The organism is Nonomuraea sp. NPDC059007, from assembly GCF_042740555.1.
Taxonomy (GTDB): domain Bacteria; phylum Actinomycetota; class Actinomycetes; order Streptosporangiales; family Streptosporangiaceae; genus Nonomuraea.
In genome coordinates, this window is the sequence record NZ_JBHYJD010000012.1 from 205,972 (window position 1) to 230,692 (window position 24,721).

A 24,721-nucleotide genomic window follows, 5' to 3' on the forward strand; every position below is an offset into this window, starting at 1 on the left:
CATGATCGCGTCGCTGGTGCTGTCCGGCGCCCTCCTGGCCCATCCGCTGGGCAACTTCACCGTCAACCACCACAACGGGCTGCGGGTTCTTCCCGATCGGGTCGAGAACACCGCCGTGGTGGACCTGGCCGAACTGCCCACGCTGCAGGCGGGCGACGGGGTGTCGGCCGCCGCGGAGTGTGCCGCGCTGGCTCGGGCACAACGCCTGGTCATCGACGGTACGGCGGTGCCGTGGCGGGTCACCTCCGCGGCCTTCGCGTTCACCCCCGGGCAGGGTGGGTTGCGAACCAGCCGGTTGACGTGCGAGCTGACGGCCAACCCTGGCGACATTTCCGGCGGCGTCACCTTTGAGGACCTTTATCAGCAGGAAAGGATCGGCTGGCGGGAGATCACCGCCGTGGGGGACGGTGTCCGGCTCTCGGGCTCGACCGTCGGCACGGCCAGCGTGAGCGACGAACTCCGCCGTTACCCGGACGATCTCCTGTCCAACCCCCTGAACCAGACCACCGCCACCTTCACCGCCACCCCCGGCTCCTCCCCCACGATCGGCAAGCCGATCCCCGGTGGGCCGGGTACCAGCGGCGGGCTCGCGGCGCCCGCGATCGGCGGGCCCATCGGGGAGGCGCTCGCCTTCGTGGACCGGACCTTCACCGATCTGATCGGCACCGACGGCCTCACCCTGCCGCTCGGGCTGCTCGCGGTGTTACTGGCGGTACTGCTCGGCGCTGGGCACGCGCTGATCCCCGGACACGGCAAGACCATCATGGCCGCCTACCTGGCCGGTCGCAGGGGCCGCCCGCGCGACGCGCTCGTGGTGGGCGCCACGGTGACGGCCACCCACACGGCAGCCGTGCTGGTGGTGGGGTTGTTGCTGAGCGTGTTCACCGCTTTGGCCGGGGAGTCGGTGCTGTCCTGGCTCGGCGTGGCCAGCGGGGTGCTCATCGCCGCCATCGGCATCAAACTCCTCACCTCCCGAAACCCCACCCACGGCCACGGCCACGGTCATGGGCACGGTCACGGGCATGGGCATGGGCACGGCCACGGTCATGGCCATGGGCATGGGCATGGGCATGGGCACATGGCCGCACCGGGGCAGGAACACGAGGGTGAGCCTGGCCAGCGGCACGGCGTCGGCACTCTCGTGGCCACGCGCGGCGAGCATGGCGACGCCGATGTGGCCAGGCACGGTGGCGAGCATTCCGGCCCCGATGAGGGCGGGCACGGGCGGGGGTATCGGAGGCGGGGGTTGGTGGGGCTGGGGGTGGCCGGTGGGCTGGTGCCGAGTCCGTCGGCGCTGATCGTGCTGCTGGGGGCGATCGGGCTGGGCCGTACCTGGTTCGGCATCGCGCTCGTCGCCGCCTACGGCCTGGGCATGGCGGCCACCCTCACCGTCACCGGCCTGCTCCTGGTCAAGCTGGCCGACCGCCTCGAACGCCGCGCCGCGACCGGTCATCGCATCGCCGCCCGCCTGTCCGGCCTGGCCCCGGTGGGCACCGCCGCGATGGTCGTCCTCCTGGGCGCCGGCCTGGCCATCCGCTCAGCGACCGGCGTCCTCTGACGGCGGCCCGCCCCTGGAGACGCGGCTAGATGACGCCCTCGCGGGCGGCCGTGGCGGCGGCGTCGGCCGCGCGTTCGGCGTCGCGTTCGGTGACCGGCTCGTGGGTGACGAACAGCCGGTAGTAGATGGGGGCGACGGCCATCCTGACCACGTCGGCGGCGTCGGTGCCCGGTGGCAGTTCGCCGCGCTCGACGGCTCGTTCGACCACCTTGGCCGCCTGTTCGTGGCGGGCCACGAAAAAGTCGTGCAGCGACCGCGCGGCGCCGCCGCTCTGCACGGCCGCCGCCACGAACGCGGCGGCGATCGGCCCGGCCACCGGGTCGGCGAACCCGCTGCGCACCAGCCGGGCGATCTCCCGCAGATCCTCCCGGAGCGAGCCGGTGTCGGGCACCGGCCACGGCTCCCCCCGCGCGAGCTCCAGCGCGTCCGCGATCAGCCCGTCGGCGTTTCCCCACCGGCGGTACACGGTCGTCTTGTGAACGCCCGACCGCAGCGCCACGTTCTCCACCGTCAGCCCGGTATAGCCGTGTTCTGCCAGTTCGGTGAGCGTGGCCTGCCGTACGGCATCGCGTACGCGAGCACTGCGACCCCCGGGACGTGTCGTCGTCAAAGTCTACTCCAGTTGCATTAGCCGACCGAGCCATGCTATCTTAACGCTACACAAGTTGCGATTGGAGTTCCACTCTGACCACACAGCTCACCCTCAAGGGAGTCTCGAAGGCGTACGGCGAACGCCGCGTCCTCCACCAGATCACCTTCAGCGTCCGCCCCGGCGAGCGGATGGGGATCGTGGGCGAGAACGGTTCCGGCAAGTCCACGCTGCTCCGGCTGATCGCCGGGGTGGAGACGCCGGACGACGGCGAGGTGACGGTGTCGGCGGCCGGTGGCGTCGGTTACCTGGGCCAGACCCTCGACCTGCCGGGCCACCACACCGTCCAGCAGGCCATCGACGCCGCCCTCGCCGAGCTGCGCGCCCTGGAACACGGCATGCAGGAGGCCGCGCAGACGCAGGAGATGGACAGGTACGGCGACCTGCTCACCGCCTTCGAGGCCAGAGGCGGCTACGAGGCCGACGCCCGCGTCGACAAGGCGATCCACGGGCTCGGCCTGGCGCGGATCGAGCGTTCACGCGTGCTGTCGAGCCTGTCCGGCGGCGAGCAGGCGCGGCTGGGGCTGGCCTGCGCGCTGGCGGCCGCGCCGGAGATCCTGCTGCTCGACGAGCCCACCAACCACCTCGACGAGCAGGCGATGGCCTGGCTGGAGGACCGGCTGCGCGAGCACAAGGGCACGGTGGTGACGGTCTCGCACGACCGGATCTTCCTCGACCGGGTGGCCACGGCGATCCTGGAGGTCGAGGACGGCACGCTGACCAGGTTCGGCGGCGGCTACACCGGATTCCTGGCCGCCAAGGCGGCCGCCCGGCTGCGCTGGGAGCAGGCCCACGCCGAGTGGCTGGAGGAGATCCGGCAGGTCAGGGAGTTCGCCGCGACCACCGCGCACCGCGTCGCCGTGGGCCGGGCGATGAAGGACAACAACAAGATGGCCTACGACCGCAACGCCGGCCGCGTCCAGAGCTCGGTGGCCTCGCGCGTAAGGCAGGCCCAGGAGCGCCTGCGCCGCCTGGAGGACCACCCGGTCCCCCGCCCGCCGCGACCGCTGCGCTTCCACGGCACGTTCGCGCCCGCCGAGAAGCGTACGGGCACGCTCGTACAACTCGGCCACCTGCGAATCGAGGCCGGCGACCGGTTCCTGATCCACGGCCCCAACGGCGCGGGCAAGTCGACGCTGCTCGCCGCGATCGCGGCCGAAGCGGGCGCGCGCGCCGGATACCTCCCTCAGGAGGTGACGTTCAACCCCGACAAAACCGTCATCGAGACGTACGGCGCCGCCGCGACAACCCTGATGTCCACCGGCCTGTTCCGCCAGGAGGCGCTCCAGCTCACGACCGGAGTCCTGTCGACAGGCCAGCGGCGGCGGCTCGCCCTGGCCATCCTGCTGGCCGGCGAGTACGACCTGCTCCTGCTCGACGAGCCCACCAACCACCTTTCCCTCACCCTCGTCGAGGAGCTCGAACAGGCGCTCGACGGCTACGGCGGAGCGCTCGTGGTGGTCACCCACGACCGGGCACTGCGACGCCGCTTCACCGGCACCGAGATCTCCCTTCAGGAAGGCCACCCATGTTGATCGACGGTTCTCCCTACGGCGTCACCACCGGCCCCGATGACGCCCTGTGGTTCACGCTGGTCCATGAGGGCCGGATCGGCCGGGTCACGCCGGGCGAGGACCCCGCGATCTTCCGGCTGGACCCCGCCGACGGCCGCCCCACGGTGATCACCACGGGCGTCGACGGCGCGCTGTGGTTCACCGAGTTCACCGGCGACCGGATCGGGCGGATCACCGTGGACGGCACGATCACCGCCTTCGAGACGGCCTCGCCGTACGGCATCACCGCGGGCCCCGACGGGGCCATGTGGTTCACGCAACTGCAGGGCGACCAGATCGGCCGCATCACCCCGACCGGCGAGATCACCCGCTACCCGCTCGCGACCGAAGGCGCGATGCCGTCGATGATCGTGACCGGGCCGGACGGCGCGCTCTGGTTCACCCTCAACCAGGGCAACGCGATCGGCCGCATCACCGTGGACGGCGAGGCGACCCGGTACGCGCTGCCCACGGCGGACGCCGCCCCGGTGGGCATCTGCGCCGGTCCGGACGGGGCGTTGTGGTTCGTGGAGATCGGCGCCGGCCAGGTGGGCCGGATCGGCACCTCCGGCACGATCACCGAGTTCCCGCTCCCCGACCGCGCCGCCCGGCCGCACGCCATCGTGACCGGCCGGGACGGTGCGCTCTGGTTCACGCAGTGGGGATCCGGCACGCTGGGCCGTATCACGACCGAGGGCGAGATCGAGGAGTATCCCCTGGAGGGCGCCGAACCCCACGGCCTCACGGCCGGGCCCGACGGCCTGATCTGGGTCGCGATGGAATCCGGCGCTCTGGTGCGTCACCCACCCGGGCTCTTCCCGGGGTCCCAGGGGCCGGGCGTGTTCTAACGAGCATCGATGTGTTCGGTCAGGCCGTAGTAGACGCGGGGCGCGCCGTCCAGCCGGATCTTGACCTTGCCGTCGCACGGGGTGAGCCGTCGTTCCCTGCCGATGCAGTCCAGCACCCGGACGGGGCCGCCGGCCGCGGCCACGTGCACGTCGGTCTTGGTCGGCCACCCGTCGACCCACGGTTCCGGCGCGGCGAACCACCCCGAACCGGGCTCGTGGTCGGTGTTGAGCAGGTAGCCGTCCTTGCGGCTCCACAGGATCGAGACCGGCCCTTCCGGGGTGGCGAACAGGAGCCCCTTGAGGTCGGGGTCGGCGAAGGTCAGCCGGCGGGTGAACGTCGCCTGGTCCAGGACCTTGGCCGCGGTGGCGTAGGCGAGCATCGAGGGCTTGGCGCTGGTGTCGCGGTTCATGAGCCCGTAGTGGTACTCGGGGTTGGCCGGGTCGGCCATCTGCGGCTTGCCGAGGACGCTGTCGTGTAGCTGGTACCAGTTCACGCAGCTCACCCCCTCGGCCATGGCCAGCGCGAGGCTGAGCAGGATGTTCTCGGCGGCCTGCCGGTAGGTGTCGTGCCACCAGCTGTTCGGCTTGGTGCAGGCGTAGGCCTCGGTCAGCCACAGCTCCTTGTCGCCGTAGTCGGTGATCACTTCACGGGCCTTGCGCAGGCTTCCGAGGAAGTTCCAGTACGAGCCGTTGTTCCCCTGCGTCCACTCCTCCGGCGGCGGCGCGTAGTCGGGGGTGAAGTTGCCCCGGCCGGGGTGGAAGGCGAAGCCGTCGATGAGGTCCCAGCCGCCGGCGTCGCGGAAGTTCTTGGTCCAGACGTAGTCCATGCCGGCCAGGCCCGCGTTGAGCACCTTGGTCGGAGCCCCGGCGGCGGTCAGGCGCTCGCGGACCGGGCGTAAGCCGTCCCGCACGTACGCGGCGGCGGTCTCCCCGCTCATCCACGGCTTGTTCACCTCGTTGGCGACCTCGAAGTAGTCGGCCCGCGAGCCGATCGCCTTCTGGGTGTTGGTGTCGGCCCAGGCGGCGACCTGGGCGGGGGTGCCGCCGAGCGGGATGCCCGCGAGCTCGATGTTGTGCTCGATCCCCGCGGCGTCCAGGGTGGCGGGCGGCAGGCCGGGCCCGCCGTCGTAGGAGATGCGCACCCGCTTGATGCCGATCCGCCGCATCAGGCCCACGACCGCGGCGGCGTCGGGCTTGAGCAGCCAGGGGTAGTTGGCGATGCCGAACATGCTGTCGCGGCCCGCCCGGTAGGTGTGCGGCGGCAGGACGGTGAGGTTGGTGCGGGCGAACGCGCTGTCGGCGCCGGCGGTGGCCTTCACCTCGGTGAACACGATCCCGTGCGACGGGGAGGTGACGGTGAAGGTCTGCTGCCACGCCGATCCGGCCGCGACGGTGCCGGTGACGCTGCCCGAGCCGAGCGTCCGGCCGTCGAAGTCACGGGCCCACCACGACAACTTCACGGTACGCGCGGCGCCGCCCCCGTTGGCCACCTCCGCGTGCAAGGCCATGGGCCGGCCGCCGCCGTCCCACAGGCTGAAGGGCTGGTCGGTCCAGACCTCCACGCCCAGCGGCAGTCCCGCGCCCATGGTGCCGCCCGCAGCCGGCCGGATCGAACCGAGCACCAGATCGGCCTCCGTCACCGCCCCGCCGGCCGCCGCGGTGCCCGGCGCGTGGATCCAGGTGGCGTTGGTCCAGGCCGGGGTGGTGCCGCCGAGCCGGAAGTAGCCGCGGGTGCCGGCCCAGGTCTCCTGGTAGACGACCCCGGCGTTGGTCTCGTAGGGCACGCCGCCCCCGGCGTCGCGGTTCCATCGGGTGAGCGCGGTGAAGGACTCGGGCTCGGTGGGGGCGATGACCGTACGGCCGAGCATGAAGCCGGCCGGGATGAGCGTGGCCGGGCCCGCGACCTCCCAGCGCAACCGCGCCCGGTTCGGCGCGACCCGGAAGACGCCGCGGACGGTGATCCCCTGCGCCGCGGCGGGAAGGGTGTAGTCGACCTGGATGGCCTGGGCGCCGTCCGGGAGCGTGACGAGCGACGGGGTCCCGCCGGTGGTTCGCTGGATGCCGGTGACGGAGTCCTTCGCCATGAATCCGGTGAGCCGGATCCGTTCGACGCCGGCGCCGTCCTTGACGGTGATCGTGCCGTCGGCAGCGGCGGCGAGCGTGATGCCGTCGGCGGCGATCGAGGGGGTGCCGGCCTCGGCCGCGGTCGCGGGAAGCAGGGCTCCGGCGAGCCCTGCGGCAACGGCTCCGCCGAGGAATCGGCGTCGGGGGATGTCGGCCATGAGGATCCCTTCCAGTCACCTAATGCGGATTAGGTGAGAGGTGTACTCCTGCCGTAACCGGAGTGTCAAGCGTTTGACATCAGCCCGCGATACCGGCTTAGATGCCGCCTAATACGCATTAGGCGAAGGGAAGTTGCCCATGGATGTCTCCACGAGGTGGCGTCTGGGGATGGCCGGAGCGCTCGTGCTCGCCGCCGCGACGTCAGGCTGCTCGTCCGGCACCACGGAAGGCGACCCCGGCAAGACCACGATCACCGTGGCGGGCATGCCGCCCACGACCGCGGCGAAGACCCGCAAGCAGTTCCTGGACGCGGTCGCCGCGTTCGAGAAGGCCAACCCCGACATCAAGCTCAAGCCGACCGACACGCAATGGGACGCCAGGACGTTCGCGACCAGGCTGGCCGGAGGCAACGCCGAGACGGTGCTGACCGTACCGCTGACCGAGCCGCCCGGACTCATCGCGCGGCGGCAGATCGCCGACCTCAGCGCCGAGATCAAGACCCTGCCGCACGCGACCGACTTCGACCCCCGGGCGCTGGCCCCCGCGACCGGCGCCGACGGAAAGATCTACGGCCTGCCCGTCACCGAGTACGCGCTGGGCCTGGTCTACAACCGCGCCCTGTTCACCAAGGCCGGGCTCGACCCGGACAAGCCGCCCGCCACGTGGGACGAGGTCAGGACGGCGGCGAAGAAGCTCGCCGGTTCCGGTGTCGCGGGCTACACCCAGATGACGGTCAAGAACACCGGCGGCTGGATCCTCACCGCGATGACCTACTCCTTCGGCGGCCAGATGGAGAAGAAACAGGGCGAGAAGTACGTCCCGTCACTCCTGGACGGCCCGGCCGAGCAGGCGCTGCGCCACCTGGCCGCGATGCGCTGGCAGGACGACTCCATGGGCGCCAACCAGCTGCGTACCCAGCAGGACGCCGAACGCGACTTCGCCGCGGGCAAGATCGGCATGATGATCGGCACCGTCAACAGCTACAACCGCTACACCACCCTGTACTCCGGCAAGCCGGACGACTTCGGCATCACGGCACTGCCGCAGCAGGCCGGAGCGAAGGCGACGCTGCTGGGCGGCCTGGTGGCGGCGGTCAACGCCAAGGCGACCCCAGAACAGCGCGCCGCCGCGGTGAAGTGGATCGACTTCTACTACCTGAAGCCCAACTACGACCCGGCGGCGGCCGAGCAACTGGCCATCGCCAACGCGGCGGACAAGTTGGCCGTCGGCCTGCCCACGCTGCCGTTCTACGGCACCACGGTGTCCGGTCCCGTGAACGCCGCGATCGCCAAGCACTCCAACATCCCGGTGTCCAACTTCACCCCGTACGTGAAGGACACCGACAAGCTGGAGTACCTGGTGGAGCCCCCGATCGCCGCCCAGGACCTGTACGGCGCGCTCGACACCGCCGTGCAGGCCGTGCTGACCCGCAGGGACGCCGACCCCCGCGACGAACTGACCAAGGCGGCGGCGCGGGTCGCGCCCCTGCTCGAGAAAGCACAGTGACCCGGCGTCCCGGCCTCGCGGCGGCGCTGTTCCTCATCCCGACGGTGCTGGTGTTCGGCCTCTTCTCCTGGTGGCCGATCGTCCGCAGCGTGGTGCTCGGATTCCAGCGGACCAACCTGGTCGAGGCGGCGGCGTTCGCCGGTCTGGACAACTTCCGCACCCTGCTGGCCGATCCGCTGCTGGGCACGGCGGCGGGCAACACGCTGCTGTTCACCGGGCTGGCCCTGGTGATCGGCTTCCCGGCGCCGATCGTCCTCGCGGTGCTGATGTCGGAGCTGCGCCGTGGCTCCGGCCTCATGCGGGTGCTGGTCTACCTGCCGGTGGTGGTGCCGCCGGTGGTGGCCGTCCTGATGTGGAAGTGGTTCTACGACCCGGACTCCGGGCTGTTCAACCAGTTGCTCGGGCTGGTCGGGCTGGGGCCGTACCCGTGGCTGCAGTCCACGGGCATGGCGATGCCGAGCCTCGTCCTGGAGGCGACCTGGGCGGGCGCGGGCGGCGCGGTGCTCATCTATCTGGCCGCGCTGTCGAGCGTGCCGGTCGAGCTGTACGAGGCCGCCCAGCTGGACGGGGCCTCGATCGCGCGCAGGATTTGGCACGTGACGCTGCCGCAGCTCCGGCCCGTCCTGCTGATCATGCTGCTCCTGCAGGTGATCAACACCTTCCAGGTGTTCACCGAGCCGTTCGTGCTGACCGACGGCGGGCCGGAGGACTCGACGGTCACGGTGCTGCTGCTGATCTACAGATACGCGTTCGTCAACGGCGACTACGGGGCCGCCGCGGCGCTGAGCGTGAGCCTGGCCGTGGTGCTGGCCCTGCTGTCCGCCGTGTACCTGCGGCTGACCAGAACCTGGGGGACCAAGTGATCTCGGAGGCGGAACGGCGAAGCCTGCGCGGGCGGCTGTCCACCGTCCAGGTGCTGCTGATCGTCGTCCTTCTGCTCGAAGGCGCGGGCCCGATCTACTGGATCTTCAAGGGCGCGATCTCCTCCACGCAGGAGTCGCTGCGCGATCCGCTGGCCCTGTGGCCCGCCGAAGCGCGCTGGTCGAACCTGGCGGAGGCGTGGACGACGCTGGAGGTCGGCCACTACCTGACCAACACCGTCGTGCTCGTCGCCGGTTCGTGGTTCACACAGCTTTTCGTCGCGGCGACCGGGGCGTACGCGCTGTCGATCCTGCGGCCCTCCTACGGCAGGTACGTCTACGGCGCGGTCCTGGCCACCCTGTTCCTGCCCGCGACGGTCTCGATGGTCTCGCTCTACCTGACCGTCCTCGACCTGGGTATCGCCAACACCCCGCTGTCGGTGTGGCTGCCCGCCGGCGCGCACGCCTTCAACGTCCTGCTGGTCAAGCAGTTCTTCGACGGCATCCCCCGCGAGTTGTTCGAGGCCGCCCGCCTCGACGGCGCCGGGCCATGGCGGATCTTCACCAGCGTGGTGCTGCCCATGTCCCGGCCGATCCTGGCCGTGGTCTCCCTGCTGGCCGTCATGAACGCGTGGAAGGACTTTCTCTGGCCCATGATCGCCATCACCGACACCGAGAGCCAGCCGCTGGCCGTGGCGCTGCCCCGCCTGGCCGACACCTCGGACCAGGCCCTGCTGATCGCCGGGATGCTGATCGCCATCATCCCGCCCGTCGCGGTGTTCCTGGTCTTCCAGCGGCAGATCATCCGCGGCATCGCCTTCACCGGGCTGAAGGGATGAGGGTCCTGGTCACCGGCGCGGCCGGCCGGCTCGGCTCCGCCGTACTCGCGGAGCTGGCGGAACATCACGTGACCGCGCTCGTCGAGCGGGACTCCGGCCCGATCGCGGCCGAGCGGGTGGTCGTGGGTGACGCGCGCGACCCCGCCGCCGTGCGCGCGGCGCTGGAGGGGGCCGACGCCGTCGTGCACACCGCGGCGCTCGCCTCTCCCGAGGTCGCCGCGCCCGAGGTGGTGTTCGCCGCCAACACTCAGGCCACGTTCGTGGTGCTGAACGAGGCGGGCGAGCAAGGGGTACGGCGGGCGGTCATCGCCAGTAGCCTGTCGATCACCGGGCTGCCGTTCGCCCGATCGCGCCGGAGCCCGGCGTACCTGCCGCTCGACGTGCGCGTGCCACCGCTGATCGAGGACCCGTACGCGCTGTCCAAGCAGGTGGACGAGGCCACCGCGGCGATGATGGGCCGGCGGCACGGCATGACCGTCGCCGCGCTGCGCTTCCCCTTCCTCGGCGACCGGGCCAGACTGGCCGCGCGCGCCGCCATGCTGGCCGGGAACCCGGCGGCGGGGGCGGCGGACCTGTGGAGCTATCTGGACCTGCGCGACGCCGCCCGCGCCTGCCTGCTCGGGCTGACCGCCCCGCTGGAGGGCACGCCCGCCTTCTACCTCGCCGCCCCGGAGACGCTCATGTCCACTCCCACGCGGGAGCTGATCGCGACCTACCACCCCGGCGTCCCGTGCCGGGCGGACCTGCCCGGCAGAACCGTGGCCATCGACCTGGAACCCGCCGGACGGGTGCTTGGATTCACCGCCGAGGAGCTCCTTCCATGATCATGCCGGAGACACAGGCGCCGTGGCCGGCCAGGGACGGGCTGCGCGTCACCGGTGTACGCACGATCGTCACCGCGCCCGGCGGCGTACCTCTCGTCGTCGTCCGCGTCGACACCTCAGAGCCCGGACTGTTCGGCCTGGGCTGCGCCACCTTCACCCAGCGCTTCCACGCCGTGGTGGCCGCGATCGAGCAGCACGTGGCGCCCATGGTCATCGGGCGGCATCCGGCCGACATCGAGGACATCTGGCGCATGCTGCACTACTCGTCGTACTGGCGGGGCGGGCCGGTGCACAACAACGCGCTGTCCGGCATCGACCAGGCGCTCTGGGACATCGCCGGCAAACGGTTCGGCGTCCCGGTCTACGAACTCCTGGGCGGCCGGGTCCGTACGGCTGCCGCCGCCTACACCGGCGCCAGGGGCGGCGAGGTGGAGGAGTCGATCGAGCGGGCCGCGGCGCTCGCCGAGCAGGGCTACCGGTACGTGCGGCTGCAGTTCGGCGGGCCCGGAATCGGTACCTACGGAGCCACCGGCACGCCCGGCGGATACCCGGGCAGCCCCCATCCGGACGGCTGGGATGTCGGCCGGTACCTGCGCGACACGCCCCGCTTCTTCGAGCGTGCCCGTTCGGTCCTGGGCGAGGAACTCGGCCTGCTGCACGACGCGCACAACCGGCTGACGCCGAAGGAGGCCGTGGTGCTCGCCCGGTCGCTGGAGCCGTACCGGCTGTTCTTCCTGGAGGACCCGCTCGCGCCCGAGCACTTCGACCGGCTGCCCGAGGTGCGCGCGGCCGCGCCGATGCCGATCGCGTCGGGGGAGCTCGTCTCCTCGGTGACCGGCGCGGCGCGCCTCGTCACCTCCGGCGGCGTCGACTATCTGCGCGCGCACGTCTCGACCGTCGGCGGGCTGACCCCGGCGCGCAAGCTCGCGGCGCTGTGCGAGCTGAGCGGGGTGCGCACCGCCTGGCACGGACCGCCGGACGTGTCGCCCGTGGGCGCGGCGGCCAACGTCACCCTGGACGTGACCAGCCCGGCGTTCGGAATCCAGGAGGCGCACGTCTACCCGGAGGCGGTGCACGAGGTGTTCCCGGGAACGCTCAGAACGGTCAACGGGTACCTGACGCCGTCGGACCGGCCCGGCTGGGGCATCGACCTCGACGAGCGGGCCGCCCTGCGCCATCCGCCGCGGACCCATCTGCACGAGCGCTGGGCCGCGCGGGTCCGGCGACCCGACGGCGGGATCGAGGCTCCGTGATCTACTATTTCGTGGGGGGTATGTCATGAGATCGAGCGGTCGCCCTCGTCAGGCGGACATCGCTCGGCTGGCCGGCGTCTCACAACCGACCGTGTCGCTGATCCTGAACGGCGGCGCCGCCGCCGTCGGCATCGCCGAGGAGACCCAGCGCAAGGTCATGGAGGCCGCCGAGCGGCTCGGCTACGTGCCCGACCCGATCGCCACCCGCCTGGCCGCCGGGCAGAACAACCTCCTCGGCCTCTACACCTTCACCTCGACCTTCCCCACCGAGATGTCCCACGCCTACTACCCGTTCCTGGTGGGCATCGAGGAGGAGTCGGCGGTCCAGGGCTACGACCTGCTGATGTTCATCGCCTCCAGCGTCACCGGCGAGCGCCCGCACGCCCAGGTGCTCAACCGGGTACGCCTGGCCGACGGCTGCCTGTTCCTCGGCCGGCACCTGCCCGTGCCGGAGATGGACCGCCTGCTGGCGACCAACCTGCCGATCGTCTACATAGGGCGGCACGACGACTTCGGCGACCGCCTGCCCTACGTCGGCGCCGACTACGTGCCGGCGAGCGCGGCCGTGGTGCGGCACCTGGCCGGGCTCGGCCACGAACGCATCCTGTACGTACGCGAACCCGACGAGGCGATCACCTCGATCGACAGGGAGGCGGGTTTCCGCGCCGGCATGGACGCGTGCGGGCTGCCCGCCACGGTGGTGCGCACGGACGGCGCCGACCTGACCGCCGACCGGCTGCGGACCTGGCACGACCAGGGCATCACCGCGATCGTCACCGAGGCCACCGACACCGACGCCGCCCACCTCGCGCTGCTGGCCGCAGCGGGCGAAGCGGGGTACCGGTTCCCCGACGACTTCTCTCTGGCCACGCTCGGCGACCCCGCCGCCGGTCCCGGCGGGCTCACCGGCTTCGCCGTACCGCGTCGTGAGATGGGCGCGGCGGCCGTCCGGCTGCTCGCCCAGCTCATCGCGGGAGACCGGGCCGTCTCCCGGCACCAGCTCCTGGCCTGCGAGCTTGAGCCCGGCCAGACCGCGGCGTCCCCGCGCTGACACCCCTTTTACCCCTTTGAAAGGCCGCACCATGCCCGAAATCAGAACGGACATCCTTGTCGTCGGCGGCGGGCTCGGCGGTGTCGCCGCGGCCCTGGCCGCCTGCCGCGCCGGGCAGAACGTCGTTCTCACCGAGGAGAGCGACTGGATCGGCGGACAGCTCACCGCACAGGCCGTGCCACCGGACGAACACCCCTGGATCGAGAGTTACGGCGCCACCGCGACCTACCGCGACCTGCGCGCCTCCATCCGCGACCACTACCGCCAGTGGTACCCGATGACCGGCGGCGCGCGGAGCTGGCGCCACCTCAACCCGGGCGCCGGTTATGTCAGCAAGTTGTGCCACGAGCCGGGCGTCTCGCTGGCCGTCCTGCGGGCCATGCTCGCCCCGCACCAGTCCGCCGGGCGGCTGCGCGTCCTGCTCGAACACCGTCCGCTCGGCGTGGACGTGGACGGCGACCGCGTCACGGCCGTCACGCTCCAGGACACCCGCTCGGGCGACTCGCTCACCGTCACCGCCGCGTACGTCCTCGACGCGACCGAGACCGGCGAACTGCTGCCGCTGGCCAAGACCGAATACGTCACGGGCGCCGAGGCCGGGAGCGAGCACGACGAGCCGCACGCGCCGGACGAGCACCAGCCGCTGAACATGCAGGGCATCACGTACTGCTTCGCCGTGTCCCACCACGACGGCGAGAACCATGTCATCGACCGCCCGGCGGACTACGCGTTCTGGCGTGACTACCGGCCGGACTTCTGGCCCGGCCCGTTGCTGGGTTTCAGCGCGCCCGACCCGCGTACCCTGGAGGCGGAGGATCGCTGGTTCGACCCCAACCCGGCGGGCGACCCGCGCGAGGTGCTCGCCGACCAGAGTGCCCAGTCGGGGGACAAGGACCTGTGGATGTTCCGCCGGATCCTCGCCCGCGACCTGTTCGAGCCCGGTTTCGCCGCCTCCGACATCACGCTGGTCAACTGGCCGCTCAACGACTACTGGCTCAAGCCGATCATCGAGGTCGACCCCGGCACGGCCGCGCGCGCCCACGCCGAGGCGAAGCAGTTGTCGTTGTCCCTGCTCTACTGGTTGCAGACCGAGGCGCCACGGCTCGACGGCGGCACCGGCTTCCCCGGGCTCCGGCTCCGCCACGACGTCGTCGGCACCGCGGACGGCCTGGCCAAGTCCGCCTATGTCCGGGAGTCGCGGCGTATCCGCGCCCGCACCACCGTGACCGAGCACCACGTCTCGCGCGCCATCGTCGGCGAACGGGGCGCGCTACGCCACCACGACTCCGTCGGCGTCGGCGCCTACCGCATCGACCTGCACCCCTCGACCGGAGGCGACAACTACATCGACATCGCCAGCGTGCCCTTCGAGATCCCGCTGGGCGCGCTGCTGCCGGTCAGGATGCGCAACCTGCTGCCCGCCGCCAAGAACCTCGGCACGACCCACATCTCCAACGGCTGCTTCCGGCTGCATCCCGTGGAGTGGAACATCGGCGAGGTCGCCGGGCATCTCGCCGCGTACTGCCTGCGCCGGGGCACCGAACCCCACGAGGTCGGGGAAAACCCGACACACCTGAGCGACTTCACCGCCGACCTGGACGCCGCCGGAGTCGAACGCCACTGGCCCGCCCCCACCGGGTACTAGCCGGGATCACACCTGTCCGCGGCGCTTCCTGGTGGAGGGCAGGTCGTGCCGTCCCGAGACGAACTCCTGGAACGCGATCTTCGCGCGGATCACCGGGCGGCGCCAGCGGTCCTCGCGGTGGATGGCCCTGGCGAGCTTGCGCGGGTTGCGCCCGGCGAAGAACCAGTGCGCCCAGGGGGAGCCGGGACGCGCCAGCCGTACCGCGCTGACGACCAGGACGAGCGGCACGAACAGGCCCACGAGACCCGTCCAGATCTTGCCTTTGAGCAGGGTCACCACCGCGAGCACGAGGTTGCAGACGATCACCAGCGTGGTGTCGGCGAGGCCCCAGAGGTCCACGACCAGGGGCCGTAGCCCGATCAGCAGCAGTCCGGTCACGGCGATGGCGATGAAGACGGCGTCGACGGAGGTTCGTCCCTCTTCCTCCCAGTACACGTCGTGCAGGTGCAGGATCAGCGCGAACTCGTCCAGCACCAGCGCCGAACCCACCCCGAAGATCGAGGCCGCCACCGCGAACCACAGCTGCGACGCCGCCGCCACGACCAGCCCGGTGACGCCGCCGATCAGCATCAGCACGACCCCGAACACCACGTGGTGGATGTGCATCTCGCCGACGCTGACGTTGCGGAACCATCCGATCTTGGCTCGGATCAGCCGGACGTTGATGCGCACGAAAACGAAGGCGCCGATGAGCGCGACGAAGAAACAGAACAGCGGTAGCCGCCCCGTCGCAATGATGCTGTGCTCGAACCAATACCCCATAGCCCTGAAACCGATGGTACGAGCAGTTCATTGCACCTTGCGCGACGGCTGGGTCACTTGGGCGGTTTGGAGGCGTTTGGCAAGCTCTTTGGTGACTTCGCGGTCGGCGAGCGAGAGCCGTACCCGCTGCTCGGACTCCGCGAACGTGGGCGGCTCGCCCGTGAGGTCCTTCACCAGCTCGTCGTAGTGGGCGCGGACCCGCTCGCGCGGCAGGTCCAGGCGGTCGGCCAGCGCCTTCCTGAGCTCGGCCGCCCGCAGACCGGCGAAGGTGTACTCGTCGTAGGACGGCACACCGGGCAGCGGGCGGCCGGACGCGCGGGCCTGCTCGCGGCGGCGGTTCTCCGCCGCCAGCGCCGCCGCGAACCCCGCCTCGCTGACGTCGGCGAGCAGCCCTTCCTCGCGCGCCCACAACCTCAGCACCTTGTCCTGTACGGCCAGCGCCAGCCCCTCGGCCCGCAGCCGGTCGGGCGGGACGGCGCCCCCGTTGGCCGCGGCGACGCCGGCCCGGGCGGTGTTCATGCCCCGCTCCAGCTCCGCCCGCACCACCGGCTCCCCGTCGACCAGCACCACCACCTCGTCCTTCGGTGGTGGTGCTTGGGTGAGGGAGCAGGCGGTGGCGAGCATGGCGGCGACGGCCAGGACAAGAACCCACCACCAGGAGCGACCGGCCTGCCCTGGCCGCTCAAGGTTCTGCCCTTGGTGCGCGGCTCGCTCATGGTGCCGTGTCTCGCCGCGGGATGGCGCTCTGGTGGTGGGTGTCATGGGGTCAGCCGGTGACCTTCATGTCGAAGACGTGCAGACCGGCGTCGGCGAGCGGGCTCCCCTCGGGCAGCGTGACCGAGGCGACCGTCTTGCCCGGGTCCAAGGGGACCGAGTAGCCGAAGAGCGCGACGCCCGATTCGCGGGTCTGCCCGGTGGCCGGGTTCTTGTGGCTGGTCTGGGTGATGTTGTGATAGTCCGTGCGAGCGACCACGACTCCCCCGGAAGGTGCCGCGGAATCCCAGAAGTCCCCGAACCGCACCGTCTTCGACTCGGCACTGCCATCGGTGTAGGTAACGGTGAATTCGCCCTCCCGCACCTTGAACACCCCGGTCCCCAGCAACACGAGGTTCGTCCCCTTCCCGGACACCCGGATGGTCTGACCGGCCGCCTTCACGTTGTCGGCCCAGCCGTACGGACGCGGATGCCACACGAACGACGCGCCGAGCACGCTCACCGGCCGCCCGGGAACGAGCCCGGCCTTCTCCAGCCCCTGCCCCGGATAGCTGCGTCCGCTGGTGGACAGCCCGCCGGTGTTCGGGTTGAGGTCGGAGCTGACGCCGACGTTGTTGTAGGCGTCCTCGATCCTCCGGTACGGCTCCGCCGCAACAGGAGCCCCCGAGTAGGCGCCCCTGCTGAGCGTCGTCAGCGGGTTGCCGAAGTAGTCGCGGGCGCCCAGCCCGTCCACGGCCACCCCGGTGCCCAGGGCGGGCGATCCGGCGAGCAGCTTGTAGCCGTTCACGTCACCGGCGCCCGTGGCGGTGCCGGGCGCGGCCAGGCCGGGGTCGGCGGTGATGCCGCGGGCGTCACCGGCGGGCGGGGTGATGCCGCCGTGGTAGACGTTGGCGTCGTAGGTGATGCCGGTGCCGGTCGGGAAGGCGCCGTGGGCGGCGTAGAAGATGTTGTTGACCAGGCGCGTGTCCTGGTTGAGCCGCATGTCCACCTTCTGGCTGGAGCAGAAGAAGGTGTTGTTGTAGACGCGGAAGGGCGCGTTGTCGGTGTTGGCGATGCGGCAGTCGTCCTGGGCGATGTTGAAGCGCAGGACGGCGGTCGCCTTGTAGTTGGGGAACTCGGTGCAACCCTGGCAGCCGAGGAAGAAGCCTCCGGCGTTGTCGTGCGAGTAGTTGTACTGGTAGAGGCAGGTGCCCTTGATGCCGCCGTCGCAGTCCCAGGCGGTGGAGTCGTAGATGGTGGGCCGCTGGCGGGTCACCTCGTTGTACTGAAATACCGGGTCAACCGAGTTGATGGGCCACATGCCCGCGAAATTTCCGTCGACGTACGGGTATTTCCCGGCTCCGCCCTCGTCGAACAGGTTGTGCTCCACCAGCGGCCGGTCCGAGGCGTGCACCACGATGCCGTCGCCGCCGACCGCCCTGATCGTGTTCCGGGCGATGAGCACGTTGCGGTGGTAGTCGTTGCCCTTCCGGCTGATCTTGATCCCGCCACCGCCGGTGTCGTGGATGTAGTTGCCGGTGATCGTGATGCCGTCGATCGGGCCCGGCACGCCGTCGGGCAGCGCCTGGATGCTGATGCCAGCGGAGTAGGAGAACCAGGAGCTGTTCGCGCCGGTCTTGTTGCCCCATCCGGCGACGTCGGAGATCTCCAGGTCGCGCAGCACCAGCCCGGCCTTGGGCGCGGCCGTCGTGGAGTTGTACTGGACGCCGGTCCGCTTGCCCGTCGTCGGCGCCGGGTTGGTGATGTGCAGCTTCTCGATGGTGACGTGGCTGTTGTCGACCAGGTGAACGGCCCACTCGCCGCCGTCGCCCTGGATGATCGGCTTCGGGCCGGTGCCGTGGGAGGTGAAGGTGACGGGGCGGCCCGCCGTACCGGATCCGAGTGGTTCGAGGCGGCCGGTGCAGACGGTGCCCGCGCGGAACTTGACCGTGTCCTTCGCGCGGAACACGATCGCGTTGACCTGCGCCAGCGCGGTGAGTGGCCGGGCGGCGTCACGGCCGGAGCCGCCGGGGGCGGCCTGGCAGTCGACGAAGAAGTTACGTGCGGCGGCGGCCTGGGCCGGGGCGGCGGTCAGCCCGGCGCAGGCCGCGACGAGCGCGGTCAGGAGCGCCAGGCGGGGGGTTAAGCGCATCGGTTGCTCTCCAGAAGGTCGGGATCAGGCGGAGCGGGACAGGCTCGCGGGCTCCACTCCGTGCGCGAAGGGCAGGCCGCGGGCGTAGCGGACCAGCTCGTCCACGGCGAGATCGGCCATGCGGGCCAGCTCGCCGCCGAGCGAACCGGCGATGTGCGGGGTGACCAGCACGTTCGGCAGGTCGTAGAGGACGGAACCGGACGGCAGGATCTCCGGGGCGGTGTGGTCGAGCACGGCGTGCAGGCGGCCCGAGGCCAGTTCGGCGGTGAGCGCGTCCTGGTCGACCAGGGCCGCGCGGGCGGTGTTGATCAGCGTGGCGCCGTCGCGCATGGCCGCGAGTCGCTCCTTGTCGATCATGTGACGGGTCTCCGGCAGGTCCGGGGCGTGGACGCTGACGACGTCGCTCCGGGAGACCAGTTCGTCGAGGCTCACCCGCTCGGCGCCCAGGTCCTCGCGCAGGTACGGGTCGCTGACCAGAACGTCCAGGTCGAACGGCTTCAGCAGTTCGATCACCCGCCGCCCGATCCTGGAGGCGCCCACGACGCCGACCGTGCGGCGGTAGTTGCCGAAGCCGGGATAGCGGGCGTCCCAGTCGCCGTCGGCCCGGTTCGCGCGGTAGTCGCGGGCGATGTCGAACACCCGCTTGTTCGCGAACAGGATCGCGGCCAGCGTGAACTCCGCCACCGGCTCCGCGTTGGCCGCCGCGGCGGTGGAGACCTTGATGCCGCGCTGCCAGCAGGCCTCGCTCACGTGGTGCTTGACCGAACCCGCCGCGTGCACGATCGCGCGCAGCCTCGGCGCCCTGGCCAGCACCTCGGCGGTGACCATCGGGCAGCCCCACGAGGTGTAGAGCACCTCCACCTCGGCCAGGTCGGCGCCGGCGAAGTCGGTCACCACCAGATCCGGGTCCACGTCGGCGACCAGCGCCAGGCGGCTTCTGACCGGTTCGCGCAGCAGCCGCCGCGCGACCTGTGCGCCCATGGCGACCAGCGTCCTGGGCCTCTTCATGACATCCCCCGAGAAATCGCTCACTTGACGCTGCCCGCCGTCATCCCGGCCTTCCAGAACCGCTGCAGCGACATGAACACGATCAACAGCGGCACCACCGACAGCAGCGAGCCCGTGATCACCAGCGTGTGGAACTCGGGGAAGGCGTTGCCCTGCTTCTCCCACGTGAACAACCCCAGGCTGAGCGGGTAGAGATGCTGGTCGTTGAGCATGACCAGCGGCAGGAAGAAGTTGTTCCAGATCGCCGTGAACTGGAACAGGAAGATCGTCACGAACGCGGGCAGCAGCATCGGCAGCGCCACCTTCACGAACGCCCGCACCTCCCCCGCACCGTCCGAACGCGCCGCTTCAAGCACCTCATTGGGTACGTAACCGGCCGACAGCACGCGGGACAGATAGACCCCGAACGGATGCACCAGCGCCGGGACGAACACCGCCCAGAACGTGTTGACCACACCCACCTTCGAGGCCAGCAGATACAGCGGCAGCGCCGTCGCCGTGGTCGGCACCAGCACGCCGAGCAGCACCAGGCCGAACATCTTCTCCTTGCCGAACCAGGCGTACTTGTCGAAGGCGAAGCCGCACATCACCGAGATCAGCGCGCTCACCGCCGCTCCGGCCCCCGCGTACAGGACGCTGTTGAGGTACCAGCGGAAGAAGATGCCGCCGTTCTCGCTGCTCACGGCCCGGATGTTGTCGATCAGGCTGAAGTCGGCGAAGGCGAAGCCCGGCGTGCCGTACAGGTCGTCGAGGGTCTTCGTCGAGGCGAACAGCAGCCACGTCAGCGGCAGCAGCGTGTAGAGAGCGGCGATCACCAGGAAGAGGTTGACCGTCGCCCGGGACATCCACTTCATCGGCGGTTGCTCCACTTGGTGACGACGTACGACATCACGGCGGCCAGCAGCGCCAGCAGGATCGAGGCGGCGCCCGCCTGGCCGTAGTCGTTGTTGCCGAACGCCTCGTTGTAGGCGTACATGTTCGGGGTCCAGGTGCTGACCACGCCGTCACTGGAGTTGTCGAACACCATGGGCTCGGTGAACAACTGCAGCGAGCCGATGATCGTGAACAGCAGCGTCGTGACGACCGCGCCGCGAATGAGCGGCAGCTTCACGCGGAAGGCGGTCCGCAACCGGCCCGCGCCGTCCATCCGCGCCGCCTCCAGCACCTCGGCCGGGATGGCCTGCAGCGCCGCGAAGTAGATGATCATGTTGTAGCCGATCCACTCCCAGAGCGCGACGTTGACGATGGACCCGAGCACCGTCCCACCGCCGAGAAAGTCGACCCCGCCCAGAAGATCCACGATCGGGCTGATCCCCGGCAGGTAGAGGTAGAGCCAGATCAGCCCCGCGATCACGCCCGGGACGACGTGCGGCATGAACAACGCCAGCTGAAAGAACCTCCGCAGCCGCGCCAGCCCCGAATCGAGCAGCAGCGCCAGCCCGAGCGCCCCGCCGATCATCAGCGGGATGTAGAGCAGGCAGTACCCGGCGATCACCAGGAACCCGTCCGTGAAGGCCTTGTCCTTGAGTGTGTCCAGGTAGTTCCCAAGCCCGACGAACACCGTCTCGGTACCACCGAACCCGAGCCCCGAGGACTTCTCACTGAACAAGCTCAGGTAGACCGCGTAAGCCAGCGGCGCCACGATCACCGCGGCGAAGAGCACGAAGAACGGCCCCACGAAGAGCACAACCGCTCCCCGCCGCCGCGCCGCCTCACTGCGCATGCTGCTCCTTTGTCATCGATCATTTCCGATACGTCGCGGCCCCTTCCGGGGTCGGTCGCGAACCCCTTCCGGGGAGATCGCGGACCCTTCCGGGGAGGTCGCGGCCCCGTCCAGGGTGGGTCGCGGACTTTCCGGATGGGTCACGGACCCTTTCGGGGTGGGTCGCAGACCCCTCTGGCGCGGCGGGATCCTCTTTGTCCGGCGGGATCTTTTCGACGCGGCGAGATCCTCTTGGTCCGGCGCGGATCTTTCCGACGTAGCGCGGATCTTTCCGGCCCGGCGCGATCTTTTGGTCCGGCGCGATCTGTTGGTACGACGCGATCTGTTGGTACGACGCGGCGCGCCGTACCAGCGTCACTGCTGGGCGGCGACGTTCAGCCCGCGGGCCTTGATCTCGTTGACCGTCGCGGTCTGCACGGTGTCCAGGACCGACGGGATCGTGGTCTCACCGGTGCTCACCTTGCCGAGCGAGTCCTTGAAGGCGGTGAGGGTCTGCACCATGCTCGGCCCCCACGTCCAGCCCGGCTGAATGGTCTTGTACGACTCCGAGAACAGCGCGTAGATGTCCTGGCCGCCGTAGAACGAGCCGTCGAAGCTCTTGGCCGCGACCGGCACCAGGTCGGCGATGGCAGGAAAGCCACTGGAGGTCCCGGAGGCCAGACGGGCCGTCCAAGCCTGCTCAGAACCGGTCAACCACTTAATGACCTCGATCGCTTGCTTACTGTTCTTACTGTTCTTGGATACACCGAAAGTGGTGCCGCCGAGCATGCCACTGGACGGGGTCCCCCAGTGCGGCACCGGCGCGATCGCCCACTTGCCGGACTGGCCCGCGTGGCCGCTCTTCATGACGCCCGCGCCCCAGTTGGCGCCGACGTAGCCCCAGAGGGTGTCGTCCTCGAAGGCGGCGTTCCACGGCTGCGAGAACGAGGCCTGCACGTGCACGAGGTCGTCCTTGACCAGGTCCTGCCAGTAGCCGGCGACCTTCTTGGTGGCCTCGTCCGCGACCGACACCTTCCAAGTGTCGCCCTCGGTCCCGAACCACTTACCCCCCGCCTGCCAGGCCAGCGCGGCCAGCACACTGGGATCATCAGGGAAGAACGTGGCGATCCGCGCCTTGCCGTCCGCCTTCTTCACCTTGGCCGCGGCAGTCTTGAAGTCGTCCCAGGTGGCGGGCACTTCGATCTTGTTCTTCTCGAACAGATCCTTGCGATAGAAGAACACCTGCGGAGCCGCGTCCATAGGCACCCCCCAGGTCTTCCCTCCCAGCTCGACCAGACTGAAGACCGAGCCCGGATACTTCCCCTTGACGTCAGCGGTAGCAGCGGTGATGTCCTGCAAAGCGCCCTGATTAACAAAGTCGGGCAGCTGTGGATACTCGATCGACATGACATCAGGCGCGTTACCGGCCTTGACGGCGTTGGCGAACTTCGCATAGCCGCCCGCGTTGCCCGAGGGGATCTCCTCGAACTTGATCTGAACGTCCTTGTGCGACTTGTTGAAGGCGTCCACGACCTGCTGAGTGCCCTTGGCCCAGCCCCAGAACGTGACGGTAACCGGCTGCCCACCCGCCCCGGCCCCGCCACCCTCCTGACCCCCACCGCAGGCCGCGAGCATAGTGATCCCGGCCAGCAGCCCAGCAAGACCGGCGGCGGCGCGCTTACGCTCCATCGATGCTCCTTCTCGCAATCGATCGAAATCCGATCGTTCTGGAGCATCATTCGCTCACAACCGAACACATGTCCACCATTCGATCATAACAACTCCATCTCGAAACCCCCGACAGCCCCGTGGGCCAAAGCCCCCGACACCACGACAACCGGGTGGGAACCCGCAGATCGGGACGCGGTCGGTGGCTGACTGGGACGCCGGACGCGCAGGTCGGGACGCGCAGATCGGGACGCGCAGGTCGGGACGCGCAGGTCGGGACGCGCAGGTCGGGACGCGCAGGTCGGGACGCGCAGGTCGGGACGCGCAGGTCGGGACGCGCAGGTCGGGACGCGGTCGGTGGCGGGCCACCTGCGCTTTTCGGCGCCGGCCGGTGGGAGGGTGGTCGGTGGCGTTCGGCGCCGTTGTGCGGCGCGGACGTGGGGCACGGCGGCTGGGCAAGAGCGGAGTTGTTGCGGCGAGCGACCCCGTGAGCCCTCACGACCAGCGCTCGACAGGCGGCAACCCACGACGGCGGGGCGGGCAGGGTGGCTTGCCGTAACGGAAAGGGCGCAGTACGAAGGCGGGCGCAACACGCGCGGGAGTGGCACCACACACGGGGCACCACAAAGGGGCAGCTCAAAGGCGAAACGCAAGGGGGCAAGCGCAGGGGGAGCGCAAGAGCTGCGCAGCAGGCGCAGCGCTGTGGAGAGGGAAAGCACAGGGTGCGGAAAGAGAAGGTGCGGACAGTAAGCGAAAAGCCGACAGGGGATCAGCGCGGGCGGGTGGAGGCGCGGGGGCGGAGTTCGGGGAGGAGGGCGATGTGCTGGCGGGGGGTCTCGGGGCCGGTCAGGCGGCGGATCAGGAGGTCTACGGCGTGGGCGCCCACTGCGCTCTTCGGTGGGGCCACGGCGGTCAGCGGTGGGTCGCTCAGGGCGGCCACCTCGTCGTCGTAGGCGACGATGGAGACCTCGTCCGGGATCGTGACGCCCGCTGAGCGCAGGTGCTGGACCAGGAGCAACGCGTCCTCGTCGTTGTGGACGAGCAACGCCGTCACGCCGTCGGCGCGGACCGCGCGCACGACGTCGCCCACCTGGTGGTGGGACGGGCCCTCCTGGTCTATGCCGAGGTCGGCGTAGCCGGACAGGTCGAGGTCGCGCAGGGCCGCCTCGAAGCCCTGGCGTACGCGCGGGGCCGTGGGGCTTTCTCGGGTGACCATGGCGACGCGTCTGTGGCCCAGGTCGGCGAGGTGGCGGACGCCGAGGAAGGCGCCGTGGGCGTGGTGGGAGGCGACGGCGTCCAGCAGGGAGGCGGGGCCGCCCAAACCCGCTCGGCGCTCTACCAGGACCGTGGGCACCTTCAGACCGGCGAGCCAGTTTCCGTGGGACTCGTCGGGCTGGCGGGTCGTGGTGAGCAGCAGGCCCTCCACCCCGCCTCCGGCGACGAGCTGGGCGACCTGGAGGCGTTCCTCGGCCTCGTCGTAGCGGGAGACGCCGAGCACCAGCCTTGCCCCGAGTTTGGCGGCCTGTTCGCGGGCGCCTTTGATGACGGCCGGGTAGTAGTAGGTGGCCGAGGGTACGAGCATGCCGATGGTCAGGCCTGTGTCGCCGGTGGCGGGGGCCGTGGGGGTTTCGGCGCTGGCGGGTGAGCCCGGCAGGTCGGTGCGGACCCTGGTCACGCCGCCGTGGACCCGCTTGAGCAACCCCTGTGCGGCCAGGTTCTCCACGTCCCTGCGCAGGGTGACCATGGAGACGCCGACGCGCTCGACCAGGTCGGTGAGCCGCACGGATCCGCGCTCGCTCACCTCGCGCAGGATGAGTTCATGGCGTTGCTCGACGAACACGGTGGCCCCTTCGACTCGGTCGTTGCT

General features: G+C 70.4%; 20 protein-coding genes. 10 read left to right on the forward strand and 10 right to left on the reverse strand.

Translation table 11 applies throughout. The annotated features are described in order from the left end of the window. Nucleotide 1: 1 nt before the first annotated feature. A complete protein-coding gene (locus tag ACFWY5_RS22150; RefSeq protein ID WP_379634031.1) occupies nt 2–1,558 on the forward strand; it encodes a High-affinity nickel-transporter in 1,557 nt (518 codons plus the stop codon). Nucleotides 1,559–1,583: 25 nt separating this feature from the next. On the opposite strand, the gene ACFWY5_RS22155 is transcribed toward ACFWY5_RS22150, so the two are convergent. Next, a complete protein-coding gene (locus ACFWY5_RS22155; RefSeq protein WP_379633960.1) occupies nt 1,584–2,168 on the reverse strand; it encodes a TetR/AcrR family transcriptional regulator in 585 nt (194 codons plus the stop codon). A 74-nt stretch (nt 2,169–2,242) separates the two neighbouring features. Here ACFWY5_RS22155 and ACFWY5_RS22160 point away from each other — a divergent pair, with 74 nt between their 5' ends. Beyond that, nucleotides 2,243–3,742 (forward strand): ABC-F family ATP-binding cassette domain-containing protein, encoded by a 1,500-nt coding sequence (locus ACFWY5_RS22160; protein ID WP_379634033.1) that lies wholly within the window; start codon nt 2,243–2,245, stop codon nt 3,740–3,742. Continuing rightward, nucleotides 3,736–4,608: a virginiamycin B lyase gene (locus tag ACFWY5_RS22165; protein WP_379633962.1), complete on the forward strand. Its 873-nt coding sequence runs from the start codon at nt 3,736–3,738 to the stop codon at nt 4,606–4,608. Before ACFWY5_RS22160 ends, ACFWY5_RS22165 begins: the two co-directional genes overlap by 7 nt. Here the strand turns inward: ACFWY5_RS22165 and ACFWY5_RS22170 are convergent. Beyond that, on the reverse strand, nt 4,605–6,890 hold the full coding sequence (locus ACFWY5_RS22170; protein WP_379633964.1) for a hypothetical protein: 2,286 nt from the start codon (nt 6,888–6,890) through the stop codon (nt 4,605–4,607). The two genes, ACFWY5_RS22165 and ACFWY5_RS22170, sit on opposite strands and share 4 nt — an antisense overlap. Nucleotides 6,891–7,029: 139 nt before the next feature. On the opposite strand from ACFWY5_RS22170, the gene ACFWY5_RS22175 reads away from it, so the two are divergent. Genes ACFWY5_RS22175 through ACFWY5_RS22205 form a run of 7 tightly spaced genes read left to right on the forward strand, consistent with a single transcriptional unit; the run spans nt 7,030 to nt 14,869 of the window. Then, the gene (locus ACFWY5_RS22175; protein ID WP_379633966.1) at nt 7,030–8,397 is read left to right on the forward strand and encodes an ABC transporter substrate-binding protein; all 1,368 of its coding nucleotides are present in this window, start codon (nt 7,030–7,032) and stop codon (nt 8,395–8,397) included. Beyond that, on the forward strand, nt 8,394–9,260 hold the full coding sequence (locus tag ACFWY5_RS22180; RefSeq protein WP_379633968.1) for a carbohydrate ABC transporter permease: 867 nt from the start codon (nt 8,394–8,396) through the stop codon (nt 9,258–9,260). The genes ACFWY5_RS22175 and ACFWY5_RS22180 overlap by 4 nt, the downstream gene beginning before the upstream one ends. Further along, entirely contained in the window at nt 9,257–10,096 is an 840-nt protein-coding gene (locus ACFWY5_RS22185) for a carbohydrate ABC transporter permease (protein WP_379609245.1), read from the forward strand. Before ACFWY5_RS22180 ends, ACFWY5_RS22185 begins: the two co-directional genes overlap by 4 nt. Beyond that, nucleotides 10,093–10,920 carry an NAD-dependent epimerase/dehydratase family protein gene (locus ACFWY5_RS22190; protein ID WP_379633970.1) on the forward strand — a complete coding sequence of 276 codons (828 nt, stop codon included), beginning with the start codon at nt 10,093–10,095 and terminating at the stop codon, nt 10,918–10,920. Before ACFWY5_RS22185 ends, ACFWY5_RS22190 begins: the two co-directional genes overlap by 4 nt. Further along, nucleotides 10,917–12,173 carry an enolase C-terminal domain-like protein gene (locus ACFWY5_RS22195; protein ID WP_379633972.1) on the forward strand — a complete coding sequence of 419 codons (1,257 nt, stop codon included), beginning with the start codon at nt 10,917–10,919 and terminating at the stop codon, nt 12,171–12,173. Before ACFWY5_RS22190 ends, ACFWY5_RS22195 begins: the two co-directional genes overlap by 4 nt. A gap of 25 nt (nt 12,174–12,198) precedes the next feature. Next, complete coding sequence (locus ACFWY5_RS22200) at nt 12,199–13,224, forward strand: LacI family DNA-binding transcriptional regulator (protein WP_379633974.1); 1,026 nt, start codon at nt 12,199–12,201, stop codon at nt 13,222–13,224. A 31-nt stretch (nt 13,225–13,255) separates the two neighbouring features. Then, the gene (locus ACFWY5_RS22205; RefSeq protein WP_379609240.1) at nt 13,256–14,869 is read left to right on the forward strand and encodes an FAD-dependent oxidoreductase; all 1,614 of its coding nucleotides are present in this window, start codon (nt 13,256–13,258) and stop codon (nt 14,867–14,869) included. Between the two features lie 6 nt (nt 14,870–14,875). Here the strand turns inward: ACFWY5_RS22205 and ACFWY5_RS22210 are convergent, their stop codons facing one another. The 8 genes from ACFWY5_RS22210 to ACFWY5_RS22245 form a co-directional block, all read right to left on the reverse strand. Continuing rightward, on the reverse strand, nt 14,876–15,631 hold the full coding sequence (locus tag ACFWY5_RS22210) for a hypothetical protein (RefSeq protein ID WP_379609238.1): 756 nt from the start codon (nt 15,629–15,631) through the stop codon (nt 14,876–14,878). 27 nt (nt 15,632–15,658) lie between these two features. Beyond that, nucleotides 15,659–16,255, reverse strand: a complete 597-nt coding sequence (locus ACFWY5_RS22215) for a hypothetical protein (RefSeq protein ID WP_379633975.1) — start codon at nt 16,253–16,255, stop codon at nt 15,659–15,661. Nucleotides 16,256–16,397: 142 nt separating this feature from the next. After that, entirely contained in the window at nt 16,398–18,476 is a 2,079-nt protein-coding gene (locus tag ACFWY5_RS22220) for a right-handed parallel beta-helix repeat-containing protein (protein WP_379633977.1), read from the reverse strand. 24 nt (nt 18,477–18,500) lie between these two features. Beyond that, the gene (locus ACFWY5_RS22225) at nt 18,501–19,484 is read right to left on the reverse strand and encodes a hydroxyacid dehydrogenase (RefSeq protein ID WP_379633979.1); all 984 of its coding nucleotides are present in this window, start codon (nt 19,482–19,484) and stop codon (nt 18,501–18,503) included. Between the two features lie 20 nt (nt 19,485–19,504). Then, entirely contained in the window at nt 19,505–20,338 is an 834-nt protein-coding gene (locus tag ACFWY5_RS22230) for a carbohydrate ABC transporter permease (protein WP_379609234.1), read from the reverse strand. Beyond that, nucleotides 20,335–21,207: a carbohydrate ABC transporter permease gene (locus ACFWY5_RS22235; RefSeq protein WP_379609233.1), complete on the reverse strand. Its 873-nt coding sequence runs from the start codon at nt 21,205–21,207 to the stop codon at nt 20,335–20,337. Before ACFWY5_RS22235 ends, ACFWY5_RS22230 begins: the two co-directional genes overlap by 4 nt. A 354-nt stretch (nt 21,208–21,561) precedes the next feature. Further along, nucleotides 21,562–22,875 carry an ABC transporter substrate-binding protein gene (locus ACFWY5_RS22240; protein ID WP_379633981.1) on the reverse strand — a complete coding sequence of 438 codons (1,314 nt, stop codon included), beginning with the start codon at nt 22,873–22,875 and terminating at the stop codon, nt 21,562–21,564. Nucleotides 22,876–23,623: 748 nt separating this feature from the next. Continuing rightward, nucleotides 23,624–24,694, reverse strand: a complete 1,071-nt coding sequence (locus ACFWY5_RS22245; RefSeq protein WP_379633983.1) for a substrate-binding domain-containing protein — start codon at nt 24,692–24,694, stop codon at nt 23,624–23,626. Between the last annotated feature and the right edge of the window lie 27 nt (nt 24,695–24,721).

What these genes read in the sequence shown, in the direction of transcription:
- ACFWY5_RS22150 (WP_379634031.1), top strand. Translation starts at nt 2, where the DNA reads ATGATCGCGTCGCTGGTGCTGTCCGGCGCCCTCCTGGCCCATCCGCTG.
- ACFWY5_RS22165 (WP_379633962.1), top strand. Translation starts at nt 3,736, where the DNA reads ATGTTGATCGACGGTTCTCCCTACGGCGTCACCACCGGCCCCGATGAC.
- ACFWY5_RS22170 (WP_379633964.1), bottom strand. Translation starts at nt 6,890, where the DNA reads ATGGCCGACATCCCCCGACGCCGATTCCTCGGCGGAGCCGTTGCCGCA.
- ACFWY5_RS22175 (WP_379633966.1), top strand. Translation starts at nt 7,030, where the DNA reads ATGGATGTCTCCACGAGGTGGCGTCTGGGGATGGCCGGAGCGCTCGTG.
- ACFWY5_RS22190 (WP_379633970.1), top strand. Translation starts at nt 10,093, where the DNA reads ATGAGGGTCCTGGTCACCGGCGCGGCCGGCCGGCTCGGCTCCGCCGTA.
- ACFWY5_RS22195 (WP_379633972.1), top strand. Translation starts at nt 10,917, where the DNA reads ATGATCATGCCGGAGACACAGGCGCCGTGGCCGGCCAGGGACGGGCTG.
- ACFWY5_RS22200 (WP_379633974.1), top strand. Translation starts at nt 12,199, where the DNA reads ATGAGATCGAGCGGTCGCCCTCGTCAGGCGGACATCGCTCGGCTGGCC.
- ACFWY5_RS22205 (WP_379609240.1), top strand. Translation starts at nt 13,256, where the DNA reads ATGCCCGAAATCAGAACGGACATCCTTGTCGTCGGCGGCGGGCTCGGC.
- ACFWY5_RS22210 (WP_379609238.1), bottom strand. Translation starts at nt 15,631, where the DNA reads ATGGGGTATTGGTTCGAGCACAGCATCATTGCGACGGGGCGGCTACCG.
- ACFWY5_RS22215 (WP_379633975.1), bottom strand. Translation starts at nt 16,255, where the DNA reads ATGCTCGCCACCGCCTGCTCCCTCACCCAAGCACCACCACCGAAGGAC.
- ACFWY5_RS22220 (WP_379633977.1), bottom strand. Translation starts at nt 18,476, where the DNA reads ATGCGCTTAACCCCCCGCCTGGCGCTCCTGACCGCGCTCGTCGCGGCC.
- ACFWY5_RS22225 (WP_379633979.1), bottom strand. Translation starts at nt 19,484, where the DNA reads ATGAAGAGGCCCAGGACGCTGGTCGCCATGGGCGCACAGGTCGCGCGG.
- ACFWY5_RS22230 (WP_379609234.1), bottom strand. Translation starts at nt 20,338, where the DNA reads ATGAAGTGGATGTCCCGGGCGACGGTCAACCTCTTCCTGGTGATCGCC.
- ACFWY5_RS22235 (WP_379609233.1), bottom strand. Translation starts at nt 21,207, where the DNA reads ATGCGCAGTGAGGCGGCGCGGCGGCGGGGAGCGGTTGTGCTCTTCGTG.
- ACFWY5_RS22240 (WP_379633981.1), bottom strand. Translation starts at nt 22,875, where the DNA reads ATGGAGCGTAAGCGCGCCGCCGCCGGTCTTGCTGGGCTGCTGGCCGGG.